Here is a 24,867-nt window from a genome sequence, read left to right on the forward strand (position 1 = left end):
ATCGAACAGGTCAACGATTAGTTTGAGAAGACTGGTGGTGTGGGAAACCGCTAGGAGGGGCGTCGCAAAGCAACTGCGATGACAACCAGCACAATGCCGACAAGCTCAGCCACCGACAACATTTGGCCCAGCGCAAGCGCTCCCATGAGCGTGGCGCTGATCGGCAAAATAGCCAGGAGCAGCGCAAAGTAGGATCGCCCGGCCATGCGGAGCACAATCTGGTCAAGGCCATAAGGAATCACCGCCGACAGCACACCCAAACCAAGTGCTAATCCGATGACCTCGATTAACGTAAGTTCCGTTGCTCCCAGACCCGGCCACCACCAGATCGCCAACGGCAAAGACAACACTGAGGCCCACGTGAATCCCACCGCCATGCCGGTTCTACTGGAGGAGGCATCGCCTGCAATGCGGTTTCCCGCGATGATGTACGCAGCCCACAGTAATGCTGCTGCCAGTGCAAACATGACGCCCACGCTGTTGGCCGACCACTGCGCACCGCTAATAATTATCACTCCGATGCCAGCTAAAACCAACGCAGCCCAATCCCGCAGCGTCTTACTGCCCAACGCGGCCACTGCAATAGGTCCCAAGAACTCAATGGCCACCGCGGTACCCATCGGAATGCGGGCGATCGCCTCATAGAACGTGATGTTCATGGCAAGCGTGGAAACGCCATACACCGCCGCATAAAACCCGGTCTGCCCAATAAAATTTCGCACTGCAGGCCGATACAGCACAAGCAAAATCACCGCAGCCGCTGCTACTCGCATCCACGCAACCAACGCGGGTGGGAAACTCTCAAACAGCCCCACCGCCAACGCTGCTCCGGCATAAAGGGACACGCCGTTAACCACCATCAAAATGGGGGCAAGCACCGGGTTTCGCGTCTTCAAGCCAGCATCATTCACATCACGACACCTTACTTCAGCCCCTTGGCTTTGATAATCGCAGCCGCAGTAAAAGCAACCGTCGGATTGTCATCATCAACTAGCTGCTTAACCAAAAACGCCACAGGCGCAAGATTAAACTCCGCCAGCGCTTGCGCAATCCGACCACGCGCCGGGGACATTGTTTCCTCATCATCTAGCGCCCGCGCAAATTTCTTGAACACATCTAACTGCACGGGCTCCCCAAATCCGGCAAGCAATTCGGCTGCCTCCACGTCCCGAAGACCGGTGAGAACCATGGACACGAGCTGCTCAACTGCACTCTCATCGCCTGATTTTCCCAACGCCAACGCAGTTTCAGCACGCACGAGAGCATCGGGATCGCGAATCATTGGCCGGAGCTGCTCCGTTCCATCCAAAGAAGTTCGCGCGCTCGCCACAATCCTTACAGCCCGCAGCCGCACCGCCGCATCCTTTGAGCGCAAACCACGAGCCGCCAATGCAACAGCTTCCTCACCACGCTGCACAACCGCCCACGACAGCGCCCCCTCCGCGTTCAAATGCGACTCACCGAGCGCCGATTCCACCAAGGTTTCTAGCGCAACTGCTTCTTTACCAGAGACAGAGTCAAAGGCCACGGCTTGACGTTGCGCCGGATCCCCCGATCGCAGGCGACGTAAAATCTGCACCGCATCCAACGCCGATTCCCAATCCGAGGCCTGCGCATGACGCACCGCTTTCAGCCTGGCAAGCAACTCCCGTTCCATAGAAATCCGCGCAGAAGTCTCAGCAATCATCTCGGAAATGACTGCCTGAGGATCAAAGTCTGGATCCTCAAGCGCGTCTCCAACCTGCTTCAAACTAAGACCCAAGCTGCGCAAACCTTCGATATGGAAGATCCTGCGCACATCGCCTTCTGAGTATTCCCGATACCCCGCCGTCGACTGCTTCGGCTCGACCAAACCCAGCTTTTCGTAGTGCCGCAACATGCGCGCACTCACCCCACTGAGCTTGGACACCTCACCGATCAGCATGCACCCATATTATCCACGCGCCGCGCTTCCTCCAGATCAGCCATGAAATCGGAGTCCGGATCCGCAATGAGCTTGGCGGTGGCCACCGCGTGCGCGCTCGTTAAAGCACCTAGAAGCACGCTTATCGACGCCTCCCTCCCCTCCAATTCCGCCATCGCCCGACTTAAACTCCGCTGAATTTCAGGCGTTCCTTTATCCAATTCTTGGAGCAATTGGTGCGCCAACCATGCGGTCTGGTCATCTGGGACCAGTCCCACAAAGGTTCGCCACGCAGTTTGGGCCGTGTCCTCCCGGTGCAAAAGCCACGGCCGTGCTTGCAATTCCTGCCACGACTGCGCGACCCTTAACTTGGAGAGTGTGTGGAGTGCTTGACTTGCACCGAATGGTCGATCAGATACCTCAGAATCCAAATCAGCGACCAGTGAGGTAAACACGTCATCAACTGGCATGCGGGTGAGCGCCCACGTGATCATGTCGCGCACAAAGAAGTCTTCTTCTACCCCACTGCGGTACAAAAGAATATCGATCGCAGTGGTGTCCTCAGCAGTTCCTGCGGCCAACGCTGCTTGTAAACGGATAGATGCATTTGAATGTTCGAAGTTGTTCATGGCACTTATGTTCATGGCACTCATTCAATGCCTTGACACAGTGACAAGGTCAATATCTGGGCATAAGAAAACCCGCCACACCGATGTGCAGCGGGCTTTCTCAACAAAACAACTCTTAGTTCTTAGACACCTTCGCGGTCACACCAGCAACAATGTCGTGGGTTTCGCCGTCGAGAGCATCAGTGACGATCTCAAAGGAGGTTGCCAAAACTTCCGCTGCGATGTGATCAGCGTGAGTGGTGATCCATTCCTTCTTGTCCTCAGGAACGCTGACGACAACAGAAATGCGGTCAGAAACCTCAAAGCCGGAGTTCTTTCGAGCATCCTGCAGGCCACGGATCGCGTCCGCTGCCCAGCCTTCTGCTTCAAGTTCTTCCGTTACTTCCATGTCCAGAACCACGAGTCCATCCACGCCGTCGATCTGCGCGGTGGAATCAGGGTTTGCTGCTACGAGACGCTCGGTGAATTCACCCTCGTTGAGCTCGATGCCATCGGCAACAACGACGTCGCCTTCGCGGGTGTAGTTGCCAGCCTTCACAGCCTTGATCACGCGCTGGACGTCCTTGCCCAAGCGAGGACCTGCAACCTTAGCGTTAACAACAACCTCGAAGGTTCCCACGGAATCCACGTCAGAGGTCAGATCCACATTCTTTACGTTGACCTCATCCCGGATGATGGAAGCAAAGTCTGCCAGGCGATCAGCATCTGGAAGAGCAACAGTCAGGCCTGGAAGTGGCAGACGGTTACGCAGCTTGTGAGCCTTACGAACAGAGGAAGCCGCAGAGCACACGCCACGGATCTCATCCATGGTGCGAACCAAATCAGCATCTGCTGGGAAAGACTCAGCGGATGGGAAATCAGTCAGGTGCACAGAACGCTCGCCGGTCAGTCCACGCCAGATCACTTCGGTGGTCATTGGCAGCAGTGGAGCTGCTACGCGGGTGAGGGTTTCCAGCACGGTGTACAAGGTGTTGAAAGCCTCTGGGTGTGCTTCATCGCCAGCCCAGAAACGGTCGCGGGAACGACGCACGTACCAGTTGGTCAACGCATCACAGAAGTTACGAACCAAGTCGCAAGCCTTTGCAATGTCAGTACTGTCAAGTGCCGCTTGGGTCTCTGCCACCAAGTCGTGCAGCTTCGCCAGGATGTAGCGGTCCAGCACGTCAGTGGAGTCGACTGACCAGGTTGCGTTCTTGGAGGTATAGAGCTGCAGGAAGGAGTATGCGTTCCACATTGGAAGCTGTGCTTGGCGCACACCTTCGCGGATGCCCTTTTCGGTGACAATCAAGTTGCCGCCGCGCAGGATTGGGGAACTCATGAGGAACCAACGCATGGCGTCGGAACCGTCGCGGTCGAAGACCTCGTTGACGTTCGGGTAGTTGCCCTTGGACTTGGACATCTTCAGTCCGTCATCACCCAAGACGATGCCGTGTGCGACAACCTTCTTGAAAGCTGGGCGGTCAAACAGTGCGGTGGACAGCACGTGCAGCAGGTAGAACCAGCCACGGGTCTGGCCGATGTACTCCACGATGAAGTCTGCTGGTGCGTGGGTATCAAACCACTCTTTGTTCTCGAATGGGTAGTGCACCTGAGCAAACGGCATGGAACCGGAGTCAAACCACACATCGAGCACGTCGGTGACGCGTCGCATGGTGGACTTTCCGGTTGGATCGTCTGGGTTTGGACGGGTCAGTTCATCGATATCTGGGCGGTGCAGGGACTTTGGACGCACGCCAAAGTCAGCCTCGAGCTCATCGAGGGAACCATAAACATCAACGCGTGGGTATTCGTCGTTGTCGGAGACCCATGCTGGAATTGGTGAACCCCAGTAACGGGAACGGGAGATGTTCCAGTCGCGGGCACCTTCTAGCCACTTGCCGAACTGGCCGTCGCGGATGTGCGCTGGCATCCACTCGATGTCCTGGTTGACCTCAACCATGCGGTCGCGGATTTCGGTGACATTCACAAACCAAGATGGCAGAGCCATGTAGATCAGTGGCTCACCGGAACGCCAAGAGTGTGGGTAGGAGTGTTCGATGGTCTGGTGGCGAACCACGCGACCTGCAGCCTTCAAGTCCTTGATGATGTCCTTGTTCGCATCGAAAACAAGCTGACCTTGGTATTCAGGAACCAAACCGGTGAACTTGCCGTCCATGTCCACTGGGATGACTGGCTCAATGCCGGCAGCGTTACAGGTGTTCATATCGTCTTCACCGAAAGCTGGTGCCTGGTGGACGATACCGGTGCCGTCTTCGGTGGTGACGTACTCTGCACCGAGGATCTGGAATCCGTTCGCGTGATCGCGGAAATATCCAAAGATTGGCTCGTAGGTCAGTCCGACCAGTTCAGAGCCTGGGTGCTCAGAAACGATAACAGCCTCAGCACCGAGTTCCTTGGCGTAGGAATCAACGAGGTCCTTAGCCAAAAGCACACGCTTGCCGACGAATTCTGCCTCACCGTCTTCAGCAACCTCAACCAATGCGTAGGTCACCGCTGGGTTCACAGCCAACGCAAGGTTGGATGGAAGGGTCCACGGGGTGGTCGTCCACGCAAGAGCCAACGCTCCCACCAGGCCAGCGTTTGCAGAAGAACCTTCGACGACACCGGTGACTGGGAACGTGACGGTCAGGGTTGGATCCTGGCGCAGCTTGTAGGAGTCATCCAGTCGGGTTTCCTGGTTGGACAGTGGGGTGTGCTCTGCCCAGGAGTAAGGAAGAACGCGGAAACCCTGGTAGATCAGGCCCTTGTCGTAGAGTTCCTTGAACGCCCAGATCACGGACTCCATGAAAGAAAGGTCCATGGTCTTGTAGCCGTTTTCAAAGTCCACCCAACGAGCCTGGCGGGTGACGTACTCTTCCCATTCCTTGGTGTACTGCAACACGGAGGTTGCACAGTACTCGTTGAACTTGGCAAGACCCATGGCCTCGATCTCGCCCTTGTCCTTGATGCCGAGCTGCTTTTCAGCCTCAAGTTCAGCTGGCAGACCGTGGGTATCCCAACCGAAGACACGAGGAACGCGGTAGCCACGCATGGTCTGGTAGCGAGGAACAATGTCCTTGACGTAACCAGTCAGTAGGTGGCCGTAGTGTGGCAGACCGTTTGCAAACGGAGGGCCATCGTAAAAGACGTAGTCTTCAGCACCATCGCGCTGATCGATGCTGGCCTGGAAGGTGTCATCCTTCTTCCAGTAGCTCAGTACATTCTCTTCCATCTCTGGAAATCTGGATGACCCACCAGATAAATCAACCTGTGGGTAAACTCCGCCAACGGCTTCAGACATGTGTGTTCGGTCCCATCCTTCACGCAAGTAACAATAATTATCGTTCTACCTGCGGGGACGCCCTAAAAAACGGACGCGGTACCACCCAGCTTGAGCTAAATTAACTAGCTCCACTTCGTTGACGCAAAAGGTCTTTCACGGTCCCACCCGTTCGGTTCTACTAGGCATTTCCCACTAAGGGAAGGTGCCGTTCTTCCGAAAAGCTCCCCGGTGATTGCCGGATCATAACCTCCGCCACAACGAGTGAAAAGATTGCTACAACCGTTGCACGACTGTGGACTATTATAGCGCACCTTAGAAAATCCAAAAGTCGTGCAGTCTCAGTGGGCTTTACGCTTGTTCCACATGTCTATGCCAAAACATATAAGTCCAGCTACCACGACGATAATCAGCAACACCGTCCACGTATGGGAGGGTTCGATCACGGTGATGACCAACAGAATAAAACCGACAAGAGACAAAATTATTGCGGCGAAGAACACCAGAGTCACAGTTCCTTGGAGTGCGATATGGACGATGTTGGAATGAAAGCCGAACAAAAAGCTCCCGGATCCGGATGCTTACGCATATAGTCCGGACCCGGGAGCCGGGTGAAAGATAACTAATCTTTCTTTTTACTCACCAGATGGCTTGTTGTTGGTTGGTGCAGAGGAGCCACGTGCGTTGAGTTCTTCCAGCTGGCCCTCGAGGAGGGACTTCAGGCGGGTGCGGTACTCACGCTCGAAGGTCTGCAGTTCCGCGATGCGGGTCTCCAGAGCATTCTGCTGTTCCTTGACTGCAGCCATGGTTTCGGTGTGCTTGCGCTCTGCGTCTGCCTGGAGGGCGTTTGCCTTGTCCTCGGCTTGACGGATCTGAGCTTCTGCACGAGAGGTGGATGCGGCCAGGGTGGCTGCGGACTTCTTCTCGGCTTCGGAAACCAGGTTCTTAGCCTTAGCGTCAGCTTCGTTGACCAGAGTGTCAGCGCGGTTCTGCGCTTCAGCGATCTGCTTCTCAGCGTTTGCGCGAGCATCTTCCAGAGTGCGGTTGGAGGTGCTGTTTGCTTCCTCGATCTGCTTCTCTGCTGCTTCGCGAGCCTCGTCCAGCATGGACTTGGATTCGGAGCGAGCCTCGGAGGTCAGGCGGTCTGCCATTTCCTGTGCGAGTCCCAGAACCTTCGCTGCCTGCATGTGGGTGTCCACATTTGCAGCACCTGTAGCAACTGCTGCTCCGGTGCCAGCGCCGACAGCACCAACCGCTGCTGCCTTAGTGGTGCTGGAGGATGCTGCTGACTTAGCTTCAGCCTTGGCCTTTTCAGCTTCGTCGCGAGCTGCCTTTGCGTCAGCTTGTGCACGCTGTAGCTGATCTTGAGCGGACTTCGCATCGTTTTGAGCCTTCTGAGCGGCCTTGGAGGCATCATCGAGCTTGGATGCGTATTCGGAGCGCAGCTTCTCTTCGATTTCCTTGCGCAGCGCTGCCTCGTCAACAGACTTGGAAGCTGCGGCTGTGGCTGCACCTGCAGTTGAGGAACTAGCAGCGGAAGAAGTACCACCAGCAACCTGCGCCTCTAGCTCTTCGACCTGCTGCTTTAGGTCTTCGTTTTCCTCTTGGAACTGAACGAGGGCGTCCTCAACGAGATCTAGGAACTGATCAACCTCGTCTTCGTTGTAGCCACGCTTGCCGATAGGCGGCTTATTAAAAGCGACGTTATGCACATCAGCTGGAGTCAACGGCATTTGCGGATTCCCTTCGATTTAACGGTGGCCCCAGGCAGGGCCGGGACTCAGCCACAAGAATCTCTCATGACTGGAATTTCCATTTATCATACTGTTCTTCACGTGCCATTGTAGCCAGCAGTTATTTTTTATCTGACATACGCGCCGAAAACTCCAAAGAGAATTCAAAAATCCTGCACACTTTCAAGGCCACAAGGACCCCAAAAGCTTCATGCCAATGACAGTGAAGCGAACGTGGCCAACCCTACCCGTCAGGGTTACAGATTTGTGATTTGAATTGCGTGTTTACAAAACTTTGCACCCCCAATGATGCAACTTAAACCACGCTCACCTATATCAATTCGTTACCGTTGTTATCCTTGTCACAATTTCAAAGAGCACGCTTTTCGACGCCCGGTTGCGGGTGTGCGCGAAGGGGGTAAAAGCCCGAAAATCCCGCATGCCTAACGGCATCCGGGATTTTTCTCCAGAGGTGTTTTTAGGGTCTTTTAAGCCAAAACCAGAACTACCGACCGCAGGATCGAAAGGATGAAAAAGAGCACAAGGACGGAAAGATCAAGGCGCACATTACCTAGCGGCAGCGGTGGAATGACCCGGCGAAGCAGTCTCACCGGTGGATCGGTGACCATGAAAACTGGCTCGGCAATGTAGTAGAACCACTTTGGTGGCGCGAACGATCTAGAAAATGACTGGATCATCTCGATCACGATGCGTGCCACAAGCACCCATGTGTAAATACCGATGAGCCAGGCGATCAATATTGCAATGTTACCCACGAGGAAACAGCCTAACTGAAGTGTTGAGAAGATGAAATTAACTGGAAACGATCACGAAGATCATCGACACCTTCATGATAGACGCAAAAACCCGCCCCAGACCTTGGAAAAGAGCCGTAGAGGTCTGTGACGGGCTGAGGGATTACCCCTTAAAGATTTCCGATCACGCTGCACATGTGGCGATGGTGTTACACACTCATCGCTGTAGTGACCCGGTAAATCCACACCACGAGGGTGTGTTTAGCGGATGCGTGCGGCGCGCTCGAGCTCGGAAGTGCTGATGTTGGACAGCTCTGGAACGACAGCGAAGGTGACGCTGTCAATCTTCTGCATCTTGCCACGCAATGCGAAGCACAGGCCTGCAGCGAAGTCCACAATGCGGCGTGCTTCCTCACGGGAAAGCAAGCTCATGTCGAAAACAACTGCGTCGCCGTCGCGAAATGCTCCACCAATAACCTGAGCGTCTTCAAAGGAATGAAGCTCTACTGGAACGATGGTGGACTGGTAAGAGCGAGGTGCTGGCGATGGAGCAACAGGGGCTGGTGCCTCTGGTGCATAGCCGTAGTCACGCTCACGGTATTCAGGTGCGTACGCAGCGGTGCCCTCGTAACGTGGTTCATCTGCATAGTAGGCATCCTCGTGCTCCGCTTCGTATGGAGCGAGTCCGAAGAATTCTTTAGTCTTCTTGAGCATGGACATGGCAGTTTCCCTTCACCTGGAATGTCTTAAATTTCATGTGCAGCTGGGGTGCTCGTCACACCCTTAACTTGATTTTCTACGCTAGCGGTCGGTTCCCAAGAATTTCAGTTCCGACACGCACGATTGTTGAGCCGTGTTTAATCGCAGCAATTAGGTCTCCAGACATACCTGCCGAAAATTCCAAAGACCTGTCAAAGTGTTCCTCTAAACCTGAAAGTACGTCTCTTGCCTGGGAAAAAGCTTTTTCAGGGTCCCAACCAAGCGGTGGGACACACATGAGGCCCTCAAAACGCAGATGTGTGGTGTCACTGATGCAATCGGCAAGTTGTGTGACCTGGCTCAATGGAGTTCCACCTCGGCTCGGGTCACCATCCAAACTCAGTTGAATAAAACACGGAAGCTCGTCACTGGTGCGGTCGTCTCTTTCCAATGCAAGGGCTACTCCCCTGCCCAATGCTTCGGCGATTTTCTCGCTATCAACGGAGTGCACTGCAGCTGCCCACCTGGCGATCGAGTTGGCTTTCTTTGATTGGATTTGGCCAATCATATGAAAGTCCATGTCAGGAAGTTCGAGTGCTTTGGCGCGTGCTTCTTGTTCGCGGTTTTCTCCCACTGCGGTGACACCAAGCTCTTGTAAGATCTTGATATCTTCCACGGGGTGGAATTTGGTGACCGGCAACAGACGTACACTGCCCTCGGGGCGGTTGTGTTCGTTGAGGGTCGCGTCGATACGCGCTTGCACCTGCTGCAGTCGTACCTGCAGCTCTTCGCGGCGCTCCAATTTATGCCTCCTTTGGCAGCCACACCACGCCGGCCTGGCGGCCTGTCGTGCCTTCGCGGCGGTAAGAAAACAGATCTTCGTCTTCGATGGTGCAACGTGGATCAGAATCAATCATTTGCACACCCAGGCTGAGCATTTGACGCAGCAGCCCTGCGCGGATGTCCAGTCCTGTGGTGCCTTTTGTCGTACGCGCAATGGAACCTGGAAGTTTGGCTTCCACATCGCGCGCCATGGCCTCTGGGACCTCGTAGTTCGCACCCGATGCCGCTGCACCCATGAGCGCATGAATGCGGCTGGGTTTCGCGCCGAGCTCCTCCATCTTCGCAATGGTTTTAGCCACGATACCGTTGCGGGCGCCCATGCGGCCTGCATGCACTGCCGCAATCACGCCAGCGTCTGTATCAGACAGCAGCACTGGGACGCAGTCAGCGACCAAGACGGCCAACGCTAGCCCTCGTTGCGTGGTCACTAGCGCATCGGTGGCCTCTACAGCCTGGCCATCCGCTGGGGCTTCATCAGTGACTGTGACGGTATTGGAATGAATTTGCTCCATGTACACCACCTTGTCTGGGGACAAACCGATGATGTCAGCCAAGCGATTGCGGTTGGATGCCACAGCTTGAGGATCGTCGCCGACGTGATCACCAAGGTTGAAGGAAGCATACGGGGACTGCGAAACCCCGCCGGCACGGGTCGTGAAGACCTTGCGGACGGGGCGGTTGCGGGGGTCAAGACTATCCATAGTGGATAAGTCTATTCTCCTTCTTAATTACTGGAGGAAGCTGGGTACATCCAGGTCGTCTCCGCGGTCATCGCGGCGATCGTCACGACGATCATCACGGCGGTCGTAGGAACGGTCATCGCGGCGCTCATCGCGGCGCTCGTCACGGTGATCTTCGCGGCGCTCATCACGACGGTAATCGCGATCATTGCCGGTGGTGAAGAGTCCACCGCCGGAGCGGGTCTCCTCAATGCGATGACGTGCACCAGCAGAGCGGGACAGGTAAGGATCATTCTCCTCACGTGCACCACCGAAGATGCTTTCCTTCTCTGGTGGAAGGGTTGCGTTGGTGGTTGGGACCTGCTGCTGCTGGACTGGCTCAGCTGCAGGTGCAGCTGAGATGCCTGCGCGGCGGTTCTCAGCGGCGCTTGCGCGAGCTGCGTCAAAACCGGTCGCGATGACGGTTACGCGGACTTCGTCGCCCAGGTTGTCGTCGATGATGGTACCGAAGATGAGGTTGACATCTTCATCGGAACGCTCACGGACCATGGATGCAGCTGCGTTGACTTCCATGAGGCCCAGGTCGGATCCACCAGCAAAGGACAGCAGGACGCCAGTTGCGCCGTCCATGGTTGCTTCGAGAAGTGGAGAGTTGATGGCCTGCTCGGTTGCAGAGACAACGCGGTTGTCCCCACGTGCAGAGCCCACACCCATGAGTGCTGAACCAGCTTCGGACATGACGGAGCGAACGTCCGCGAAGTCCACGTTGATCACACCAGGGATGGTGATCAGGTTGGTAATACCCTGAACACCATTGTGGAGAACTTCATCGGCTGCGCGGAACGCTTCCATGATGGACAGGTTCGCATCACCCAGCTCAAGCAGGCGGTCATTTGGAATAACGATGAGGGTGTCGCAGACCTCCTTCAGTGCTGCGATGCCTTCTTCTGCCTGGCGAGTACGGCGACGGCCTTCGAACTCGAAAGGCTTGGTCACAACACCAATGGTCAGTGCGCCCATCTTCTTGGCGATCCCTGCCACAACTGGTGCAGCACCAGTTCCGGTGCCACCACCTTCGCCGGCGGTAACGAAGACCATGTCGGCGCCCTTGATGGTTTCTTCGATTTCGTTCTTGTGATCCTCTGCCGAGGCACGTCCAACTTCTGGGTTCGCGCCGGCACCAAGACCACGGGTAGCTTCACGTCCGATATCGAGCTTTACGTCGGCATCAGAGAACATGAGAGCCTGCGAGTCGGTGTTCACCGCGATGAACTCCACGCCTTTGAGGCCTTCTTCAATCATGCGGTTGACGGCGTTGACTCCGCCGCCGCCCACGCCGACGACCTTAATCTTGGCGAGGTAGTTGTTCGGTGAGGTCATTGTCGATGTCTCGCCTTTCGAAGAGTTGATACTAAAAAAATTTTGCTTTTATTTTCATCTCAGATAAGCAGTCAGCACTGTGAGAGCTTATCTAAAAGTGTTAATCCGGCTGACATATATCTTGTGCGAAAAACACGTCAATGTGTCGGACATTTACAGCGGCGTGTCGCTACCCTCAACCTTTACTTTAGGGTTGTTGAGGTGGGCAAACGCGTTGTGGAAACGGGTGAACCGGAACTACCCAGCCACTTTAGCGGACTGTCACCATTGAGGGTGAGCTAATGTTCCAACGTTGGCCTTCCCGCTTCAAAACAGTCGACATGGCCACCGCTTTATCGTGGTTGTTTTCCGAGGATCCCCAGTAGATTTCCCGGCCGTCATTCATTTTCAGCAAGATATCAAATTGATCCGGAGCTTCCACTACCTGGATACTTTCTGTCATCTGCGCATCTTGCGCTTTAATTGCGTTGATTACAGCAATAACCGCAGGAAGCACTTCTGAGTTTCCTTCATCCGCGCCAGAAACTTCTACTGTTCCCACCGGGGGTGTTCCAATGATAATTTCTTTACCCTCGGTGTCAATGACATGGTCACCATCAGCACGCTTGATGAACACTGCAGGCTCACGCTCTGTCAGCTCCACGGTGATGGTGCTTGGCAGGGCACGGTTAACGGTCACCGATTTCACCCAGGGCAATTCCACAATGTTTTGCCCTGCTGCAGTCGCATCGACGCGGAAGAGGTTTTCGCCCTCAACAATCCCGGAGACTTCCAGTACTTGATCCGGATCTGTGCGCGTTGCACCGGTTACTTCAATGTTTCCCACCTTGAGGATGGGAACGAACCAGGCAACAACGCCCAGGATTGCCACGAGGACAACAACCACACCCACAACAATGGCGATGACTTTTTTGTTCACGCTAGTCCTGCCTTGTTCACTTACGTCCTAATTGTTTTGCAGCTGATCCAGGATTTCTGGAGCAAGCATGGTCACGGAACCTGCACCCATGGTGAGCACGATGTCATTAGGTCCTGCGATTTCTGCAATGCGTTCTGGGACTGCAGAGAAATTAGGTTCGTACACCACTGGAATGGTCATCGCATCGGTGATGATTTCCGAGGACACGCCATCCACCGGTTGTTCGCGCGCTCCGTAAATCTCAAGCACCACGGCAGCGTCTGCCAGTGACAGTGCCCCCGCGAACTCCTTTTGGAATTCCATGGTGCGTGAGTACAAATGTGGTTGGAACGCGACGATGACACGGCCCTTTCCAGCGGCCTTCACCCGGGTGCGCGCAGCGCTGAGCACTGCAGTTACTTCCGTTGGGTGGTGTGCGTAATCATCATAAATAGCAGCGCCATTAAATTTGCCGCCCTCGATAGCACCGTGGAACTCAAAGCGGCGTCGCACGCCGGAGAAATCCGACAAGCCTTCAACAAGCTTGTCGACGTCCCCACCCACCAGGTATCCGGCCAGCAGGGCGGCTGCACCGTTGAGTACCATGTGATCACCAGGGATTTGAAGAATCACAGATACTTCCTGTCCATCGATGTTGATGGTGGCGCGGGTGCCTTCTGCGACAACTTGGGAATCCACGATGGTAGCCATCGCTGGAACCTCAGGGTGTGCCTGTACGGCGTCAGCGGTACCGTAACCAACAGTCTTGATACCCTTGCGGACAGACCTCTCCCCCAGCTCCGCTGCGTGAGGATCGTTCAGGCACACAACCAGCTTGCCGTTCGGGGTGATGCGTCCTGCGAAATCGTCGAACACTTGGAAGTAGGCTTCAGGGGTTTTAAAGAAGTCCAGGTGGTCTGGTTCCACATTGGTGACCACTGCAACATCTGGCCTGTAGCGCAGCAGCGATGCGTCAGATTCATCTGCTTCAGCGATAAAGACCTCACCAGTTCCATGGTGCGCATTGGTGCCAGCCTTGTTGAGCTGTCCGCCGATAGCAAAGCTTGGATCCATGCCCGCTGCCTGCATAGCTACCACAGACATAGAGGTGGTGGAGGTCTTACCGTGGGTACCCGCGATCAAAACCTGGGTGGAGCCTTCCAGCAATTCGCCCAACAGATCGGAGCGACGAATAACCGGAATGCCTTCTTCACGTGCACGAACAAGTTCCGGGTTGTCTTGCGGAATGGCGGCAAAAGAGGTCACCACGACGGTGGGAAGTTCGCCGGAAAGCTCAAGGTTTTCCGCAGCGTGTCCCACTGCGATGGTGGCTCCCACGGCGCGGAGTGGAAGCAAGGTGCGGGAATCTTTGGCATCGGAACCAGTGACTGTCTTACCGCGGGCAAGCAGGATTCGGGCAACGCCAGACATTCCGGCTCCGCCAATACCGATGAGGTGGACGCGGGACAGATCAATATCTTGTGCAGAATCCAAGTGTGGAGTGGTCACCTTTAAACTATTCCTTTGCGTTGAGCTGGTCGTTTTAGTTGTGTTGGCTATTGATAGTTGCAGCAATCATGTCTGCAATCACCGTGGAGGCGTTACCTGCGGTGGAGGTTTTAGCTGCGTCCGACATCGATTGGTGTGTGGAGGGATGAAGGAGAATGTCAAGGGTGGCGTCGATGAGCGTCTGGGCGGTGAAGTCCGCGTCGTCGATCTGGCGCGCGGCGCCAGCTTTAATGACAGCCTGGGCGTTGAGAGCCTGCTCACCGTTGCCGTGAGGCAGCGGGACATAAATCGCGGGGACGCCGGCGGCGGTGACCTCTGCAACCGTCATCGCGCCGGAGCGGCACACGATAAGATCAGCAACGGTGTAGGCAGCCTGCATATCGTCGATAAACGGAACGGGATGGTAGCCGGGTTTCGCTGCAGGCAACTCGTTTTTCTTACCCACGGCGTGGAGCACCTGGAAACCTGCCTCCACCAGCTGATCTACAGCTTGCTCGACGGCCTTGTTGATACTCACAGAGCCCTGCGAACCACCGGTGACAAAAATGGTTTGGCGGTCCTTGTCCAAACCCCAAGTGTCCCTGGCTCGGTCAGCTGCGGACTCATCCCGCGCGCCACTTAAAACAGCACGAATCGGAATGCCCACCACGTCGCCGTCCATGCCGGAACCAGCAACAGCATTAAGGCCAACGCCACCGAGCTTGACGCCCAATTTGTTGGCCATGCCTGCACGGGCGTTGGCTTCGTGGACAAAAAATGGCAAGCCCAAAGACTTCGCCGCCATATAAGCCGGAGCAGATACATAACCGCCAAAGCCGATGACCGCTTGAGCGTCTGTGTCCTTCAGTGCCTTGCGTGCTTGGCCTAATGCCTTAGCTACCCGGAATGGGAGCTTCAACAAATCCATATTGGGCTTGCGTGGGACTGGAACCGGCTCGATGAGATGAAGCTCAAACCCACGATCAGGCACCAGGGTTGTTTCCAAACCACGAGCAGTACCTAAAGCCGAAACTGTTGCACCGTGCTTATCGCGCAGCGCTTCAGCCACTGCCAACGCAGGCTCAATATGTCCTGCGGTACCGCCACCAGCAACGACAACCCGCATGGGTTTTGGGGAGTTAGCCATCTTTATTCGTAGTTCTCCTGATTTCACATTTATCTGCGGTTGCGGTTGTCACGCCAATCATCGCGCGACTCGGAACGGCGCTCGGTAGGCCTGCTTTGACGACTTCGATCAACGCTGCGATCGGCTGCGCGCCCACCAGTAGTTGATTGGCTACGCGCCGTACCTTCGTTGCTTCGACCGTTGTCCTGACCACTGCTTCGACCTTTGACGCTACCAGTCGAGCGTCGCGGAGCTTCCGATTGTACTCCAGCTCGCCCACTTCGTGGCGCCTGCGCTCGGCGTGCGGTCACAGGCTCGCCGAAGCGGTCCCGAGACTCTTTCTGAGGACTCGGCTTTTGTTTAGCGGCCTTGGTTTTGTTGGAACGCAAGGATGCATTACTGGTGGTCAAAGTACTTGAAGGCTCACGCAATCCCAGAAGTCGATCGATTGCGGGGCGTCCATAGGAAGCCATCGCAGAAACTGTCTCTGGTTCGTGGCGTGCACAGCTAATGAGCAAGCCCATGGAAGCCAAGGTAATGATCGCGGAGGTACCACCGGCGGAAATCATGGGCAGCTGAATACCAGTAACTGGCAGCAGACCAACCACGTAGCCAATGTTGATGAACGCCTGCGACACCACGGATGCCGTCAAGGTTGCAGCCATCAAGCCCAAGAATGGATCGTGGCTCTTCTTGGCTGTGCGCAGACCGAAGTACAGCAGCCCCGCGAAAAGTGCGATGACCAGAGCGCCACCCCACAGCCCCAGCTCCTCACCAATGATGGCAAAGATGAAGTCATTTTTAGCTTCGGGCAGGTAGAACCACTTCGCCCTTGATTGGCCCAAACCAACTCCCAAGCCGGAACCATCTGCAAGAGAGAGGAAGCCCTGATAGGACTGGAAGGCAATGCCTCGCACATCGTGGAAATTGCCAAACAGCGCATCGAAATACACCTCGAATCGGCTTGAACGGAAGCCTCCGCCCATTGCCAGGACTGCGAGGGCTGCGATAATCAGTACGCCGGCAATCGCGATCCAACCCATGGCGATGCCCGCAAAAAACAGCATGAACAATACAACCAGCACGAAAGACATCGCCATGCCGGCGTCGCCTTCCATGAAGATCAAAAACGCCATGAATGCACCGACGCCACCAAAACGCATCAAGTGGTTATTGAACCAGTGCTGCACAGGGCCCTTGCCTGCGAGGTAGTGCGCTCCCCACACGGCAATGGCCACTTTGGCGATCTCCGAAGGCTGAAACTGAATAGGTCCAAGAGCAATCCACGACTGCGACCCGACCTCTTCTTTACCTGTACCAATGCCAGGAATCTGCACGGCAAGCAGCAAGACAATAGACACAATCAATATCAGGTTGGATAGGTTTCTAATGGTTTGCGGGCGCGTCATCAACGCCACCCACATGGCAAAGAAACCCAACACGATCATGATGCCCTGGCGCACGGCAGTACCCCACACGGAGCCACCTTCCCTTAACGACCATGTCATTGAGGAGGAATACACCATGACTACACCGAGGCACGACAAAATGACCACGATGCACAAGATCATGATGTAGTCAGTTAAAGGGCGCGCGAGAAGATCATTCCATGCACCGGAAATACGCTCCCTAATTCCCAGCCCCGTTCTGGTTTTAGCGCCAGTGTTCGGACGTGCGGGTTTTTTTGAGGCTCCGGTGGTCATGATCAGCCTTTCTCTTCCGTTAATCCTTTGATTGTGCCAATGATGTTGTGTGCAAAGAGGTCGCCACGCTGGCCCATGCCTTTGAACATGTCCAAAGACGCAGCGGCAGGGGCAAGCAACACGGTATCGCCGGGTTCGCTGATGCTAAATGCCTCAGTGACGATTTCTTCCATTGCCTCAAATGGCTCCGTCTTGTCAGTGACAAATACAGAGGCCTGCGGCGCGTGTTCCTTCAACGCTGCCACGATTTCAGCACGATCTGCGCCCAACACCAATGCTGCCTTGATGCGCTGTTCGTGCTTTTTCACCAGTGGCGCAATGTCCGCGCCTTTGAGCTGTCCGCCGACAACCCAAATGACTGAATCATGCCCAGCTAGCGCAGAATCAGCAGCGTGGGGGTTGGTCGCCTTGGAGTTGTCAATGAAATGAACACCGTCATGCTCGGCGACGACCTGGCCACGGTGGCCTGCCACCTCAAAAGAATCCAACGCACGCGCGATCGCCTCAGGTGCCACGCCCTGCGAGCGCGCCACCGCAGCTGCAGCCAAAGCGTCCAAAACACCGGCAGGGCCGGCGGGATTAATGCCGTCAGCGGATGCAAGCACCACATTATTGCCGTAGGCATTATCGACGAGCTCCCCCGCTTTCACACCCAACTGGCCGGTTGCAGGCTCATTGACGGTAAATCCAATGAGACCACTCAAGTCTGCTTCAGAAGTCAGCTGCACCAAATAAGGATCGTCTGCCCCAATGATGGCGACCTTGCCCTTGAGCACTTCCATCTTGGCCAACGCATAATCACGCATGGAACCGTGCCAATCGATGTGATCCTCAGCCAAGTTGAGCACCACGCCAGCATCAGGGGTGAAGGTTGGAGACCAGTGCAATTGGAAACTAGACAGCTCTGCAACTAACAAATCAATGCGGTTTTTCGCTACCAAAGCCTCAGACACCGGGATGCCGATATTGCCCACTGCCTTGGCAGTAAAACCGCCCTCATTCATCATCGCGGCGAGCATTGATGTGGTGGTTGTTTTACCGTTGGTGCCGGTGACTGCGAGCCACGTATGTGGCTCGCCGAAAACACCTGCCTGGTCCAGGCGCCAAGCAAGCTCGACGTCACCGATAACCTCAAGGCCCTGGCGGTGGGCGTCGACAAGCAAAGTGCTTGTTGGGCGCCAGCCCGGGGAGGTGACCACAATGGAGAAAGAATCCAGCTGTTCCTGAGCCTGCGCGGTGCTGATATCTGCAACGTCTACTACTTCAATGAGCATGTGACGTGCAGTTTCGTTATCGTCGGCGACCACAACATCGCAATGCAACTCACTGAGCATCTTTGCAATGGACAGGCCGGAAACACCAGCGCCGGCCACAAGAATACGGCCCTGCAGCGCCTGAGGTAAATGGGACAGAGAAACCATAATTATTTATACCTCCGCTAAGTGGAGCCAGTCGCTGTAAAACACACCGACACCCGCCAACACAGCCATGATCGCGATCAGCCAGAAACGGATGGCCACGGTAGTTTCAGCCCACCCAAGGGCCTCGAAGTGGTGGTGGATCGGAGCCATTTTGAACACACGCTTACCGCGGGTCTTAAACACGCCGATCTGGATCGCAACAGAAGCGATCTCAATGACAAACAGCGCGCCGATGATAACCATGAGCAGCTCGGTGCGGCTAACCACAGAAATACCTGCAACCAAACCGCCCAGTGCCAAAGAACCAGTATCGCCCATGAAGATCTTTGCCGGCGCCGCATTCCACCACAGAAAGCCCAAGGTGGCGCCCAGACCAGCAGCACACAACACAGACAAATCCAGTGGATCACGCACCGTATAGCAACCCGCTTCCACTGCAGTATCGCAGGAGTTTCGGAACTGCCAGAACGTGATCAAGGTGTAAGCACCCATGACAAATGCTGTGGTACCTGCAGCCAAACCATCCAAACCATCAGTGATGTTCACGGCATTCGACCACGCGCTGACCACAACGTAGATAAAAATGAGGAACACGATGATGCCAAAAACGCTGCCCCCGAAGCCAAGGTCAATGGTGTCGATATCGCGAATGAATGACAGGTGGGTTGATGCTGGGGTCAGACCGTTTTCATCGGGAAACTGCAGTACCAAAAAACCAAAGATCAACGCAATGGCCAGCTGAGACACCAGCTTAGCGGTCTTGTTCAAACCAAGGTTTCGGTTCATGTACAGCTTGATGAAGTCATCGGCGAAGCCAGTGGCACCAAGGCCCAAGGTCAGACCCAACACGAGCAAGCCGGAGACTGTGAATCCACCAACGCCTTGGATCATGGCCAAGATATTGGTAAACACATAGGCCACAACAATGCCCGCGATAATCGCAATGCCACCCATGGTTGGAGTGCCACGCTTACGCAAGTGAGACTGCAGGCCTTCTTCACGGATTTCCTGGCCCAACTGGCGGTTAGTGAAATAACGGATCAACACCGGGGTGAGAAAGATTGAGACGAGGAACGCAACCGTTCCACTGACCATAATCTGTTGCATTGTTTTCTACTGTCCTTCCACGTTCCGACGAGAATCGTCGTTGACCGAGCCACCTGTGTTTTTGAGGCCCGGCACCATGCCATGTAGTGCTTCTGCGACCCTCCACAGGCGATCAGCATTTGAAGCCTTAACCAGCACTACATCATCCCGCTTAATATGGCCTGCGAGCAACTCGAGCGCTGCATCAACGTCTGAAACTACGTGAGTACTCACACCCAGGCTCGCTGCGGACTCTGCAAGTGCTGCACAGTTAGGGTTCTCCCCCACTGTGACAAGTTCTTGAACATTGTATTTAGCCAGCTCAGCACCAAGTTCGGCATGGGCTTCCGAGGCGTCATCGCCAAGCTCACCCATTTGGCCAAGCACTGCCCAGCTTGTTACTTCAGAACGACCACTAGCTGTGTACGCAAGAGCCGCGATACCTGCACGCATAGAATCAGGATTCGCGTTGTAAGAATCGTTGATGATGGTCACGCCGTCGGCACGGGTCTTTACATCCATGCGGTGCGCGGAAGCAGCTGAATGTGCTTCCAATCCAGCAACCACCAATTCTGGGGCGACGCCAGCTTCCATGGCAATGGCAGCAGCAGCAAGTGCATTAGCAACCTGGTGCTCACCAAAAACCTGCAGGGTGACCGGCCAAGAGCCGTCCTTCGTGTTCAGCGTAAAGCTTGCCCGCGCAACAGCGTCCAGTGAAATACTCGTTGCCCAATAATCAGACTTTTTTGCTTGGCCTGCATCTGTGGTAAACCACACCACGCGCGCCTTAGTACGTGGAGCCATCCGGGCGACAAAAGGATCGTCAGCGTTAAGGACTGCTACCCCACCCGTTTTCTTCGAGGGCAGCGCTTCAATGATCTCGCCTTTTGCCTGCGCGATATTCTCGCGGGATCCAAATTCACCCAGGTGCGCATGGCCGACGTTGAGCACAGCTGCAATCCGTGGCGGAGCAATCTCTGTCAGGTGCTTAATATGTCCAATGCCACGCGCGGACATCTCAGCCACCAAATACTTAGTATCGGTTGTGCAGCGGAGCGCGGTGTGGGGCAAACCAAGCTCATTGTTAAACGAGCCCGGAGGAGCCACCGTTGGCCCATCTTGGCCAAGAATCGTCGCGATGAAATCCTTCGTAGAAGTCTTTCCCGCAGAACCAGTAATAGCCACAACGTTCAATTGATGGCCAGCCACGCAGATATCCACCACGTGGCGAGCCAACCGAGACAACGCCTCCACTACCGCCGCGCCATGCCCATCTGGATCATGAGCATAAATGTCAGCATTGGATTCCTGGATTTTTACTGGAGGCACGACGATCGCAGGTACGTCAACCTCACGGGCTGCCAATACTGCAACCGCACCTTTCTCAATTGCAGTTGCAGCAAAATCATGGCCGTCTACACGAGCACCCGGAAGTGCTAAAAACAAGCCACCCGGTGTGAGGGATCGAGAATCAAACTCCACGCTGGAGCTCACAAGCGTATCTTCTTGAGCACCGCCAGTAAGCCTGCCTCCAACGATGTCAGCGATCTCCCCAAGGGTCATTGTGATCATGACTGTGGCCTATCCTTCTTCCGTAGTAAGGGGAAGTTTATTGTTGAGCTTTTCTGTCAAAGCAGCGCGAACTTCTTCGCGGTCATCAAAATGGTGGGTGACACCAGCAACTAGTTGTCCAACTTCATGGCCTTTTCCAGCTACTACAATGCCATCTCCAGGCTGTGCCCACTCGACCAAAACGCGAATTGCTTCTGCACGGTCACCAATTTCTAGGACTTCCACCGGTCGTTCGGACTCTGAAGCACCCTGCTGTGCTCCCGCAGTGACTGCTGCGCGAATCGTGGCAGGCACCTCTGAACGAGGGTTGTCATCAGTGACAATAACTAGATCAGCACGCTGTGCGGACAACTGCCCCATGGGGCCACGCTTGGTGGAATCGCGGTCTCCACCAGCACCGATAACCACTCCGAGGCGCCCGTCAATCTGGGTCCTCAACGTATCCAACACAGCAGCCACTGCAGCAGGCTTGTGGGCATAATCCACCACTGCAAGGAAGTCTTGTCCCTCATCAATGCGTTCCATACGGCCTGGAACCGCGACCTTGGACATGCCTCGAGCAAACGCTTCGCCATCAACACCCACGCGTGCCGCAGCGGCAAATGCCAACGTGGCGTTAGCAACGTTGAACGCACCTGGAAGAGCTAGCTCGACCTGGTAGGACTGGTTTGAGGGGGCGTTGATCTTAAAACTCTGGGCGCCAGAGTCGCTGACATTGATGTCTGTAGCGCTGAAGTCTGCTTCTTGCCCAAGGGTGGATACTGTTTGCACATCCGCTGCCACGCTGGCCATGCGCTGACCCCAAGAATCATCCACGCACACGACCTGTTTGTCAGCCACAAGTGGAGAATCTGCGCGGAAGAACAATGCCTTCGCGTCAAAGTAATCATCCATGGTGGGGTGGAAATCAAGGTGATCCTGCGACAGGTTGGTAAACGCAGCTACATCAAAGTGGGAACCCGCAACCCTGCCCAATGACAATGCATGGCTGGATACTTCCATCACCACGTGGGTGACACCGTGATCGCGCATTCGAGCAAACAATGCCTGCAGAGTCGGCGCTTCTGGAGTGGTGAGCTTCGTGGGTACTTCTTCCCCATCTATACGTGTACCTGTGGTGCCGATCAAACCAACTTTGTGGCCTGCCTCCATGAGTCCTTTTTCCAAGAGGTAGCTGGTGGTGGTTTTACCTGAGGTTCCAGTGACTCCAATGAGCGTGAAATCTTTTGAAGGATCGCCATAAATGCTTGATGATGCTGCGCCAAGTACTGCGCGGACATCATCAACAACGATGACTGGGCGGGTCTCTCCTGCTTCGTTGAGCACCTCAAGTCCAGCTGCGTCAGTCAAAATGGCCACAGCTTTCGCAGCGTTATCCGTACCTGCAAACTGTGCGCCGTGAGTGCGGGTTCCTGGAACTGCAGCAAAAATAGCGTCCGAGGTAGGCAAGCTGGAGGAGTCAAGACCAATAGCCGCGATTGCTTGTTCCCCTACTGCGTGAGCGGGAACGCCCTGGGCAGAGCCCTTGAGGATGCCATCGATAAGTTTGGTGAGGTCCAGCAACGTGGTTGCCATGGTTTTCTCTCCTCCACAGGTTTCTAGGTGTTAATAATTCGGACGCGGCACGTGGGTGATGCCGAAAAGAGTTCAAACAAAAGTTCAGATTATGAAATTCTACAAAAGACACTTCTGTTTGAGTTATTGAGCTTGAAGGATGATCGGTTCGGTGGCTGCAGACAGTGGGATGTTGTCGCGGTTGAGCAACCAGGTGGCGATGTCTTTGAACAAAGGTGCTGCGGTTTGGCCGCCACCACCGTGGACTCCGCGTTCTGGCTCATCAAGCATGATGGCTACAACAAATCGAGGATCATCAGCGGGTGCAATACCCGCGAAGGTAATCCAGTATTGCGAGTTAGAGTACGCGCCCGTGTTGGGGTCAACTTTCTGCGCCGTACCTGTCTTACCTGAGATTTGATAACCCTCAATGGAGGCGTCTGGAGCGGTACCTTGTTGCACTCCAGTTGGATCAACCTGGGTGACAGACCTAAACATATCCACCGTGGTGCGGGCAGCTTCAGCGCTGACAACCTGGATTTTATCGGGTTCCGGCTGCTCTAGGACTGTTCCGTCAGAATCAGTCACGCTCTTGATGATCCGCGGTTCAATGCGTTCACCATCGTTGGCCAAAGCTTGGTAGATTCCAGCCATTTGCAACGTGGTGATCGACATACCCTGACCGATGGGCAGGTTAGCAAAAGTACCGCCAGACCACTGCTCACGTGCGGGCAGCAGGCCTTGGGATTCGCTCGGAAGCTCAATACCCGTTGACTGTCCCACACCGAATCGTTCCAGGTAATCAGCAAATTTATCTTCACCAAGACGCTGCGCAAGCATCAGAGTGCCTACATTCGAGGACTTACCAAAAATTCCTGCAGTGGTATAGGGAACAACACCGTGGTCCCACGCATCACCGACAGAAACACCGGCCATTTCAATACTGCCCGGTACCTGCAACACTTCATCTGGAGTAGTCAAGCCCTCTTGAATTACGCCTGCTGCAGTAATCACCTTGGCTACAGAACCAGGCTCGAAGGGGTGGGTGACAGAAGGATTGTCAAAGCTCTTGCCCTGCTCAATCTGCTTTCCCGTGTCTTCGTTGGGGTTGATGGTATCGGTGTTTGCCATCGCCAAAACCTCAGCGGTCTTGGCATCAAGAACCACAGCGGAGGCGTTTTCTGCACCGGAGTTAGCTTTCGCCTGCTCCAATGCCTGCTGCACATAGGTTTGCAGATCCAGATCAACGGTGAGTTCAACGCTGGCACCATCAATGGCTGGAATTTGATCCCTCAACGTGCCCGGGATTGCTTGTCCCAAAATGGACATGTCCTGGGTTGAGCGACCGTTGTTTCCTGCCAACAGGGAATCGTTGGAAGCCTCAAAGCCGAACTGGCCTTCGCCGTCCATGCTGATTCGACCGATGATGTTTTCACCAATCGCGCCGTTTGGGTATTGGCGGATGTCTTGATGATCAGCTGCGACGCTGGGCATCTCATCGGTGATTTCTGACGCTACATCGGGATCAACATTGCGGACGAGCACCTCATACTGGCTATTTGCATTGAGCTTGTCCAGGATCTCCTCAGAGGAAATTCCAGTGACATCTTGGTCATGGGATTTGATGATCTCAGGGATCCGATCCGCAATGCTTTGAATGCGCTCTTCTACCTTGTCGGACAGAATGGTTTCGCGCTGTTCTTCAGACGCAAAAACATACGCGTTGCCTTCTTCGATGGTCACATAGCTGGCCACGTTTTCCGGATCGGTTTCTTCAGCCGCCAAACGCAAGGCCAGATCAGTTCCGGTCTTTAATTCCTCACGCATGATGTTCGGAGAAACCGTCAGCGAACGTGCCTGCATCGTGTACGCCATCTGGTTTCCTTCGCGGTCCACGATGGTTCCACGACGTGCAGGATCTACGTACACGCGGGTGCGCTGTTCCGAAGCATTGAGGGACAGTTCTGGTCCCCAGACAACTTGGACCCAGCCAAGGCGAATGATCAGTACGCCAGCGATGACCAATGCGATAGCGGTAACCATGTTCACACGTCGCTTGCGTGCGCCGCCCTGGGTTGAAGATTTAGGCCGGTAGGTCACTCCTTCTTCTTGGTTTACGCCTTTAGCTTTACCGCTGC

General features: G+C 55.0%; 20 protein-coding genes. All 20 read right to left on the minus strand.

Annotated features, from left to right (window positions below; translation table 11 throughout):
* Positions 1–50 precede the first annotated feature (50 nt).
* Positions 51–911, minus strand: coding sequence for an EamA family transporter (locus KW808_RS10675; protein ID WP_003860394.1), 861 nt, complete (start codon positions 909–911; stop codon positions 51–53).
* A gap of 11 nt (positions 912–922) precedes the next feature.
* Positions 923–1,924, minus strand: coding sequence for a MerR family transcriptional regulator (locus tag KW808_RS10680; RefSeq protein ID WP_003860392.1), 1,002 nt, complete (start codon positions 1,922–1,924; stop codon positions 923–925).
* The gene (locus KW808_RS10685; RefSeq protein ID WP_003860390.1) at positions 1,918–2,532 is read right to left on the minus strand and encodes a hypothetical protein; all 615 of its coding nucleotides are present in this window, start codon (positions 2,530–2,532) and stop codon (positions 1,918–1,920) included. The genes KW808_RS10680 and KW808_RS10685 overlap by 7 nt, the downstream gene beginning before the upstream one ends.
* 115 nt (positions 2,533–2,647) lie before the next feature.
* The gene (gene ileS, locus KW808_RS10690; RefSeq protein WP_003860387.1) at positions 2,648–5,812 is read right to left on the minus strand and encodes an isoleucine--tRNA ligase; all 3,165 of its coding nucleotides are present in this window, start codon (positions 5,810–5,812) and stop codon (positions 2,648–2,650) included.
* A 320-nt stretch (positions 5,813–6,132) separates the two neighbouring features.
* A complete protein-coding gene (locus tag KW808_RS10695; protein ID WP_162176047.1) occupies positions 6,133–6,303 on the minus strand; it encodes a hypothetical protein in 171 nt (56 codons plus the stop codon).
* A 123-nt stretch (positions 6,304–6,426) separates the two neighbouring features.
* Entirely contained in the window at positions 6,427–7,524 is a 1,098-nt protein-coding gene (locus tag KW808_RS10700; protein WP_003860384.1) for a DivIVA domain-containing protein, read from the minus strand.
* 488 nt (positions 7,525–8,012) lie between these two features.
* On the minus strand, positions 8,013–8,300 hold the full coding sequence (locus tag KW808_RS10705) for a YggT family protein (protein ID WP_003860382.1): 288 nt from the start codon (positions 8,298–8,300) through the stop codon (positions 8,013–8,015).
* 240 nt (positions 8,301–8,540) lie between these two features.
* Positions 8,541–8,999, minus strand: a complete 459-nt coding sequence (locus KW808_RS10710; RefSeq protein ID WP_003856516.1) for a cell division protein SepF — start codon at positions 8,997–8,999, stop codon at positions 8,541–8,543.
* Positions 9,000–9,075: 76 nt separating this feature from the next.
* Positions 9,076–9,780: a YggS family pyridoxal phosphate-dependent enzyme gene (locus KW808_RS10715; RefSeq protein ID WP_003860380.1), complete on the minus strand. Its 705-nt coding sequence runs from the start codon at positions 9,778–9,780 to the stop codon at positions 9,076–9,078.
* A 1-nt stretch (position 9,781) separates the two neighbouring features.
* Positions 9,782–10,522, minus strand: coding sequence for a peptidoglycan editing factor PgeF (pgeF, locus tag KW808_RS10720; protein WP_003860378.1), 741 nt, complete (start codon positions 10,520–10,522; stop codon positions 9,782–9,784).
* Between the two features lie 27 nt (positions 10,523–10,549).
* Positions 10,550–11,881, minus strand: a complete 1,332-nt coding sequence (gene ftsZ / locus KW808_RS10725) for a cell division protein FtsZ (protein ID WP_003860377.1) — start codon at positions 11,879–11,881, stop codon at positions 10,550–10,552.
* A 250-nt stretch (positions 11,882–12,131) separates the two neighbouring features.
* Entirely contained in the window at positions 12,132–12,800 is a 669-nt protein-coding gene (ftsQ, locus tag KW808_RS10730) for a cell division protein FtsQ (protein WP_003860375.1), read from the minus strand.
* A 27-nt stretch (positions 12,801–12,827) separates the two neighbouring features.
* Positions 12,828–14,210 carry a UDP-N-acetylmuramate--L-alanine ligase gene (murC, locus tag KW808_RS10735; RefSeq protein WP_230622959.1) on the minus strand — a complete coding sequence of 461 codons (1,383 nt, stop codon included), beginning with the start codon at positions 14,208–14,210 and terminating at the stop codon, positions 12,828–12,830.
* A 112-nt stretch (positions 14,211–14,322) separates the two neighbouring features.
* Entirely contained in the window at positions 14,323–15,414 is a 1,092-nt protein-coding gene (gene murG, locus KW808_RS10740) for an undecaprenyldiphospho-muramoylpentapeptide beta-N-acetylglucosaminyltransferase (RefSeq protein WP_003860372.1), read from the minus strand.
* Between the two features lie 29 nt (positions 15,415–15,443).
* Positions 15,444–17,096, minus strand: a complete 1,653-nt coding sequence (locus KW808_RS10745; RefSeq protein ID WP_003860368.1) for a peptidoglycan glycosyltransferase FtsW — start codon at positions 17,094–17,096, stop codon at positions 15,444–15,446.
* 2 nt (positions 17,097–17,098) lie between these two features.
* Positions 17,099–18,517, minus strand: a complete 1,419-nt coding sequence (gene murD / locus KW808_RS10750; protein ID WP_003860365.1) for a UDP-N-acetylmuramoyl-L-alanine--D-glutamate ligase — start codon at positions 18,515–18,517, stop codon at positions 17,099–17,101.
* 6 nt (positions 18,518–18,523) lie between these two features.
* A complete protein-coding gene (gene mraY / locus KW808_RS10755; protein ID WP_003856535.1) occupies positions 18,524–19,624 on the minus strand; it encodes a phospho-N-acetylmuramoyl-pentapeptide-transferase in 1,101 nt (366 codons plus the stop codon).
* Positions 19,625–19,630: 6 nt separating this feature from the next.
* Positions 19,631–21,175, minus strand: a complete 1,545-nt coding sequence (locus KW808_RS10760) for a UDP-N-acetylmuramoyl-tripeptide--D-alanyl-D-alanine ligase (RefSeq protein WP_003860363.1) — start codon at positions 21,173–21,175, stop codon at positions 19,631–19,633.
* A gap of 9 nt (positions 21,176–21,184) precedes the next feature.
* Positions 21,185–22,750, minus strand: a complete 1,566-nt coding sequence (locus KW808_RS10765; protein ID WP_003856539.1) for a UDP-N-acetylmuramoyl-L-alanyl-D-glutamate--2,6-diaminopimelate ligase — start codon at positions 22,748–22,750, stop codon at positions 21,185–21,187.
* A gap of 123 nt (positions 22,751–22,873) precedes the next feature.
* Complete coding sequence (locus KW808_RS10770; RefSeq protein WP_003860362.1) at positions 22,874–24,829, minus strand: peptidoglycan D,D-transpeptidase FtsI family protein; 1,956 nt, start codon at positions 24,827–24,829, stop codon at positions 22,874–22,876.
* Positions 24,830–24,867: the final 38 nt, after the last annotated feature.

The sequence above is a fragment of the [Brevibacterium] flavum genome, assembly GCF_019317305.1.
Taxonomy (GTDB): domain Bacteria; phylum Actinomycetota; class Actinomycetes; order Mycobacteriales; family Mycobacteriaceae; genus Corynebacterium; species Corynebacterium glutamicum.

Bases quoted from the DNA above. Each gene is read 5' to 3' on its own strand.
- KW808_RS10680 (WP_003860392.1), bottom strand. From the start codon at position 1,924: ATGCTGATCGGTGAGGTGTCCAAGCTCAGTGGGGTGAGTGCGCGCATG.
- KW808_RS10685 (WP_003860390.1), bottom strand. From the start codon at position 2,532: ATGAACAACTTCGAACATTCAAATGCATCTATCCGTTTACAAGCAGCG.
- ileS (WP_003860387.1), bottom strand. From the start codon at position 5,812: ATGTCTGAAGCCGTTGGCGGAGTTTACCCACAGGTTGATTTATCTGGT.
- KW808_RS10700 (WP_003860384.1), bottom strand. From the start codon at position 7,524: ATGCCGTTGACTCCAGCTGATGTGCATAACGTCGCTTTTAATAAGCCG.
- KW808_RS10710 (WP_003856516.1), bottom strand. From the start codon at position 8,999: ATGTCCATGCTCAAGAAGACTAAAGAATTCTTCGGACTCGCTCCATAC.
- pgeF (WP_003860378.1), bottom strand. From the start codon at position 10,522: ATGGATAGTCTTGACCCCCGCAACCGCCCCGTCCGCAAGGTCTTCACG.
- ftsZ (WP_003860377.1), bottom strand. From the start codon at position 11,881: ATGACCTCACCGAACAACTACCTCGCCAAGATTAAGGTCGTCGGCGTG.
- murC (WP_230622959.1), bottom strand. From the start codon at position 14,210: ATGTCTGGCGTTGCCCGAATCCTGCTTGCCCGCGGTAAGACAGTCACT.
- murG (WP_003860372.1), bottom strand. From the start codon at position 15,414: ATGGCTAACTCCCCAAAACCCATGCGGGTTGTCGTTGCTGGTGGCGGT.
- KW808_RS10745 (WP_003860368.1), bottom strand. From the start codon at position 17,096: ATGACCACCGGAGCCTCAAAAAAACCCGCACGTCCGAACACTGGCGCT.
- murD (WP_003860365.1), bottom strand. From the start codon at position 18,517: ATGGTTTCTCTGTCCCATTTACCTCAGGCGCTGCAGGGCCGTATTCTT.
- mraY (WP_003856535.1), bottom strand. From the start codon at position 19,624: ATGCAACAGATTATGGTCAGTGGAACGGTTGCGTTCCTCGTCTCAATC.
- KW808_RS10760 (WP_003860363.1), bottom strand. From the start codon at position 21,175: ATGATCACAATGACCCTTGGGGAGATCGCTGACATCGTTGGAGGCAGG.
- KW808_RS10765 (WP_003856539.1), bottom strand. From the start codon at position 22,750: ATGGCAACCACGTTGCTGGACCTCACCAAACTTATCGATGGCATCCTC.